This window comes from Spirochaetota bacterium (assembly GCA_034190085.1).
GTDB lineage: Bacteria > Spirochaetota > UBA4802 > UBA4802 > JAFGDQ01 > JAXHTS01.
Window position 1 is genome coordinate 112,941 of sequence record JAXHTS010000049.1, and the last position, 6,041, is coordinate 118,981.

At 36.5% G+C, this 6,041-nt stretch carries 8 protein-coding genes; 4 read left to right on the forward strand and 4 right to left on the reverse strand.

Annotated features, from left to right (window positions below; genetic code table 11):
* Position 1 precedes the first annotated feature (1 nt).
* The 3 genes from SVZ03_09170 to SVZ03_09180 form a co-directional block, all read right to left on the reverse strand.
* Positions 2 to 451, reverse strand: a complete 450-nt coding sequence (locus SVZ03_09170; protein MDY6934376.1) for an alpha-isopropylmalate synthase regulatory domain-containing protein — start codon at positions 449 to 451, stop codon at positions 2 to 4.
* Between the two features lie 19 nt (positions 452 to 470).
* Complete coding sequence (locus tag SVZ03_09175; GenBank protein ID MDY6934377.1) at positions 471 to 881, reverse strand: hypothetical protein; 411 nt, start codon at positions 879 to 881, stop codon at positions 471 to 473.
* 340 nt (positions 882 to 1,221) lie between these two features.
* The gene (locus tag SVZ03_09180; GenBank protein MDY6934378.1) at positions 1,222 to 1,677 is read right to left on the reverse strand and encodes a hypothetical protein; all 456 of its coding nucleotides are present in this window, start codon (positions 1,675 to 1,677) and stop codon (positions 1,222 to 1,224) included.
* Between the two features lie 355 nt (positions 1,678 to 2,032).
* Between SVZ03_09180 and SVZ03_09185 the strand changes: the two genes are divergently transcribed.
* The 4 genes from SVZ03_09185 (at position 2,033) to selD (ending at position 5,417) form a co-directional block, all read left to right on the forward strand.
* Positions 2,033 to 3,190: an aminotransferase class V-fold PLP-dependent enzyme gene (locus SVZ03_09185; protein ID MDY6934379.1), complete on the forward strand. Its 1,158-nt coding sequence runs from the start codon at positions 2,033 to 2,035 to the stop codon at positions 3,188 to 3,190.
* A 13-nt stretch (positions 3,191 to 3,203) separates the two neighbouring features.
* On the forward strand, positions 3,204 to 3,797 hold the full coding sequence (yedF, locus tag SVZ03_09190; protein ID MDY6934380.1) for a sulfurtransferase-like selenium metabolism protein YedF: 594 nt from the start codon (positions 3,204 to 3,206) through the stop codon (positions 3,795 to 3,797).
* On the forward strand, positions 3,794 to 4,021 hold the full coding sequence (locus tag SVZ03_09195) for a DUF3343 domain-containing protein (protein MDY6934381.1): 228 nt from the start codon (positions 3,794 to 3,796) through the stop codon (positions 4,019 to 4,021). Before yedF ends, SVZ03_09195 begins: the two co-directional genes overlap by 4 nt.
* A gap of 409 nt (positions 4,022 to 4,430) precedes the next feature.
* Positions 4,431 to 5,417: a selenide, water dikinase SelD gene (gene selD, locus SVZ03_09200; GenBank protein ID MDY6934382.1), complete on the forward strand. Its 987-nt coding sequence runs from the start codon at positions 4,431 to 4,433 to the stop codon at positions 5,415 to 5,417.
* Between the two features lie 151 nt (positions 5,418 to 5,568).
* Here the strand turns inward: selD and SVZ03_09205 are convergent.
* Positions 5,569 to 6,041, reverse strand: a 473-nt coding sequence (locus SVZ03_09205) for a transposase (GenBank protein MDY6934383.1), incomplete at its 5' end; no start/stop codon positions are given.

Genomic DNA, 6,041 nt, shown 5'->3' on the forward strand with positions numbered 1-6,041 from the left:
GCTATTTCATAACCTCCTTTAATATTGCATACTCGAATCCATCAAGGAGGACACGAAATGAGGCAGCATTGATGTTTTCAGAAAGAGAATATACCCTCCACACGTCCTCCCCATCAGAGAATATAATAGTAACCTCAACGTCTGTGCTGGTGCCCCGCTGAGCATCCAGTATATTAGCCCGATAATCAATAAGCTCTACATTATCTATTTTAGGAAAGAGTGGGGTTAGAGCCTTTTTCAATACCTTTGCAAGCGCATCAACCGGACCCTTGCCAGTTGATGCCTCGTAAATATAATTACCATTTGCTTCAATCTGTACAGTCGCTTCCGGATCAACGCCATTATCAATAAGCCTGTATCCATCAACTATTTGAAAGGGCGGGGTGTATTTCTTTAATGAGCGTGCTATGGTTAAGGCCTTTGTTGCATCCTGTATATCAATATTCAGCATGATATTTTATTAAAAAAATCTATGTTTCATCATCAGATGTTGTAGTTGTTTCCTCCTCCTCAGTATATGTATATACAATATGAATACTCATAGAGACTGCATCACTATCGCTACTTGATATACTAGCGTCAAGACTTTCATCAACTGTAATTACATCATCTCTATATATTACAACTCCTAATGAATCTGCCTGGTTTTCTCTAGTGGCTGTTATTTCGAGTGTATCTAAATCATATTCTGGAAAATAGAAATTACCTTCTAATTCATCAAATACAAAATCAGGATCTCCATCAATTGAAAAAATTAATGAATACTGCCCAGTGCAGGTTACCTTAAATCTAATAAGATCTTCATCTCCCTTGTCACAAGAAATAATAACTGGGATTAGCATAAATATAAGGCAAATAAAAATGTTCCTCAGCGAAGTCATGTTAATATCTCCATTAATGATCCAAATTTAACCTCTTGAATCGACACTCGTATTTAAGGTAATCTTAATTTAGAAGCAAATCAAGTATTTACTTGAGTAAACTGGTATTCTCTCATTCAGATTTATTATACTCACCATTTTCTATAAAAAATTGCAAAATTAGAAAATAAATCCTCTATCAATATTACGATCCGCATTGCATTTTTATACAACAGAATAAATAAAATATCGAGTATGAGTGCCATCGTTATAATATTCCAACATAATTTTGTCAAGAATTAAGAATAATTATTCTATAGCAATTTGCACCTGAGAAATAGAGAAAGAGCCTGATAATTATTCAAGAGCCTTTTCTTAATTGTTTCCAAAAGAATCGTAAATATCGAACGCTCGATAGTATAAGCGCTAAGCCAATGGCAGTATGCAATATTGATAGATATTGCTTTGGTATAGTGGAGCGCTGTAATAATGCACCCATAATAATCATAATGATAATAACTATGTAACTCTTCCATGGGATGAAAGAGAACAAGCACCTCTTCCCTTCCATAGGGAGTATTCTTCCCAAATTGTCGTCTACAATCCTCAAGAATCCAAAATGATGTATAAGTAGTGCCACAGCAATGCTTATCACAATAAAAATAGAGTTATTGCCTTCATAAACACTTAGCCAGGAATATGAGGAGGATAATAGCATAAATCCAACACATAGCCATAAGAGCCCGGCCAGCAAGAGTAAGATCGGTTTATCTACCGCAGGTTTAAGCTTTTCTCTATACATTGTATTTTTTTTCATAGGATAATCGACACCTCTTTGCTTAACTCCCTTTCTATAATAACATAACAATCTCTGGGAATATTGTAAAGACCTTTATAGCCAAAGGGTAAAATTTGATTGGCATTACTCTAAAGTTATCACTATATTTTCTATTTATTTTTATTAATTCAACCATTGAAATTATCAATATCAAGTATCAATATCTTGATTTTATCTTGACATTTAATTTCTTCAATTAGTATATAATTAAGACAAAGCTGAATAATACTAGCATCGAGCAATAATAGCCTTTCATTGTTTAATCCATTCTCCTCCATGATGGATTATTCAAAATACTATTTACTATGATTTACTATTAAATTTCAATTTTCCTATGGGTATCATTTATCTCGACAATGCCGCCACATCCTGGCCCAAACCTGAAGAGGTCCTAAACGCAATGGACAATTTTAGTCGTAACATAGGCGCAAATCCAGGCAGGTCTGGCCACAGATTATCCATTAACGCAGGCAGAGTGATATTTGAGACTAGAGAGAGCCTTGCTGAGCTTCTAAACATTGATGATCCCTTACGCATAATCTTCACGAAAAATGCTACCTATGCTCTCAACATCGCAATATTTGGATTGTTAAAAGCCGGAGATCATGCAATTACATCGAGCATGGAACATAACTCTGTGATGAGGCCACTCCGGGAGATGGAGCGAAGGGGGGTAGAGCTATCAGTTGTTGAATGCTCTCCAAATGGAGAACTGGATCCTCAGGATATTAAATCATCTATTAAGAATAATACAAGGGCAATCTACTTAACCCACGCATCAAATGTTACAGGTACTATTATGCCCATTGCGGAAGTGGCTCAAATCGCTAAAGAATATGATTTAATATTTTGTATTGACGCTGCTCAGACTGCCGGCGCCATACAGATTGATGTAAAAGATATGATGATCGATCTTCTCGCATTCTCTGGTCATAAATCTTTTTTCGGTCCACAGGGAACCGGCGGCCTGTTTATTGGCAAAGATTTAGAAAAAGAGATAAATACATTGGAAGTAGGCGGCACCGGCAGCAGATCCGAACTTGAAGAACAACCGGATTTTCTACCAGATAAATATGAATCTGGCACACCGAATACTATAGGTCTTGCCGGACTTTTCGCTGGTGTTAGTTATGTTCTTAATATAGGGATAGATAAGATTAGGGACTTGGAAATGAGGCTTGCTGACAAGTTTATAGATGGACTAATTTCTATTCCCGGAGTGACATTATACGGAACGAAGGATGCATCAAAACAAACAAGTGTTGTCTCTTTTAATATAGATGGCATTGATCCTTCAGAATTGGCTTTTGAATTCGATGAGAAATACAACATTATGGTTAGACCGGGTCTTCACTGCGCCCCGTCAGCCCATAGAACTATTGGCACATATCCTAAAGGCACAATCAGATTCAGCTTTGGATATTTCAATACCATTGAACATGTGGATTTCGCCTTAGAAGCAATTAAAAAATATACAACTATGCATAAATAAAAAGGAGAATATCATGGCTAAAGAGATTGATGCAAGAGGTCTTGCATGCCCACAGCCCGTAATATTAGCTAAAAAGGCAATTGAGGATTGTGATACTGTGGTTGTTATTGTCGACAATTCAGCAGCGATTGAGAACGTTACACGAATGGCTGAAAGTGGGGGATATGATGTGAATATCGAAAGGAAGCAGGAGGATACGCATATACACATCAAGAGGAAGTCAAAAGGGATTTCAGAATCGAATGAAAAATCTATTCAAGGATCGAACTCTGGTTCTGTTGTGATAGTTATATCAGAGGATAGGATGGGAAGAGGCGATGAGCAACTGGGCTATATCTTAATAAGGAGCTTTATCCATACTTTGATTGAGGCTTCATCAAGGCCAAATGTATTAATATTTTTTAATTCTGGAGTTAAGCTTACTATTAAAGATTCGGAGGTTATTGAGGATCTACAGATATTGGAATCTAATGGAGTAGACATCCTGGTTTGCGGAACCTGTTTGAATTATTTTAAACTAACCGATGAAATTGCCGCAGGACAGGTATCAAACATGTACGATATTACAGAAGCCATGCTTGGTGCAGGAAGGTTGGTTACTGTATGATAGATTCAAATGACTATTACGTTGTATTGTTTGATTCTGTTAACCATGCCATGAAATCGGAAAAGATACTAAAATCAGCAGGCATACCGCATAAGATAATTCCCGTTCCGCGACATTTAGGATCTAATTGCGGTATATGCATTCGTTTCCTACATCAGCATAGGATGGAGGTTGAGAATGAGTTAGTTGGCAAAATAGAATTTTATGATATCAGTCATTTATAGATTATATAGAATTAGCAAAGATATTAGTACCTTAATCATAAGATTCGTGTTTTTTAGCAAAAAAACAAAAAGAATCAGACAGGATTACAAGATTACAGGAAAAAGATATAAATAATCCAGTTAATTTGAATTACCTATTTTATTGGTTTATTTGTAATACTTTCTCGAACGGGGATTAAATTTAGATCAACTGGATAATCAAAAACAATCCCGTTCATCCTGTGATCGTGTCAAAATTTTTTCCATTTGTTTCTGGCTTGTCCAGTTTAGATTCAAGTATTAAAATTTAAGTTTAACTTAAGCAACTGATATATATGGTGATCCAAAGATGAATGACAATAGCAACAATTCCAGATTAAATACTGTACGCCTTACTGAATCAGTCACAGGAGCCGGTTGAGCTGCAAAGATAGGTCCGGAGGATCTATCAAAGGTTATGAAGAACCTTGAGGTTCCAGAAAATGATAATGTGATCGTTGGACTTGAAACAAATGATGACGCCGGTGTTTATCGTTTAACAGATGACATAGCGTTAGTTCAGACCATCGATTTTATCACCCCAATCGTGGACGATCCATTTATTTATGGCCAAATAGCTGCATGCAACAGTCTTTCAGATATTTATGCCATGGGAGGCAAGCCCCTAACAGCTTTGAATATTGTATGTTTCCCTACTAAAAAATTCAGTTTGGATATACTCGCCAAAATTATTAATGGCGGCCACTCAATACTAAAGAGAGCCGGTGTGGCAATTCTCGGCGGTCACAGCGTAGAGGATAATGAAATAAAATATGGCCTTTCAGTAACCGGAATTGTACATCCGGAAAAGGTAATTCAGAACAATGGTCTAAAGAGAGGGGATGCGATTATTCTTACTAAACCCCTTGGAACAGGCATAATTGGCACGGCTGTTAAGGGTGGAATTGCAGAGGATGAGATATTGTCCGCATATATAAACTCAATGACTATGTTGAATAACACTGCCTCCGATATAATGAAAAATTATACTATTCATGCCTGTACAGATGTAACTGGATTCGGATTGATTGGGCATCTGAAGGAGATGCTTGGCAACGATAATATTGAAATTACTGTTAACTCAGATAAACTACCAATACTTCCAAGCGCAGCGGGCTATGCTTCAATGGGGCTTATTCCTGGCGGCATGTATAGAAACAGGGATTATATTGGCAAACTATGCTCTATCAACAGGGATGTAAAATCTGAGATAGCGGATATCATTTTTGATCCTCAAACCTCTGGAGGTCTATTATTAGGATTACCAGAAGCTGAGGCTCCATGTCTATTAAAGGAATTGCATTCAGGGGGGATACAAAAGGCTGAAATGATTGCCAAAGTGAAATCTGACCTACAGAAGAAAATAATTGTCATATAGACTCAAAATCGATATTTTAAACGGTTTAATTATACAATTCCACTAAAATAATCTGGGATGATTCTTTGAAAAATTGCAATCTTCGCTTCAATAGGGCGATCTGTCCTCCCGGTTTTGAAACAATTTTTGTAACTTCCAATAAACTTCATGATTATGCCGATTTTGCAACCAATTCGAGTCCAAGTTCTCCGGCATTTAGTTTCAAATACTTAATATTTTTTTCTTTATATTGTTGTTCATAATGTTCACATCCATAATCATGATACCATTGCCCATATTTTAACATGTTATAATAAATTACTGCGATTTTTCGTGCTGTTGCTACAATAGCTTTCTCTACGCCAAGCCTATATCTTTGTCTTCTATAAAACCCACCAGGATAGCTATTGCTTCTTAATAAACTTTGAGCAGCCATTCTAAAAATATTATTAGCTCTGCTTTTTACTTTTTTAGTATTACTCGATAAAATTTTTCCACCTGAAATTTTATTATTGGGGGCTAGCCCTAACCAGCTTGTAAAATGCTTTTCACTCTTCCATTTGCTTGCATCAAGACCGGTCTCGGATATAAGGGTTAATACACTTACACTGTTTAAACCGTCTATCTGCATTAAATCAACACCTG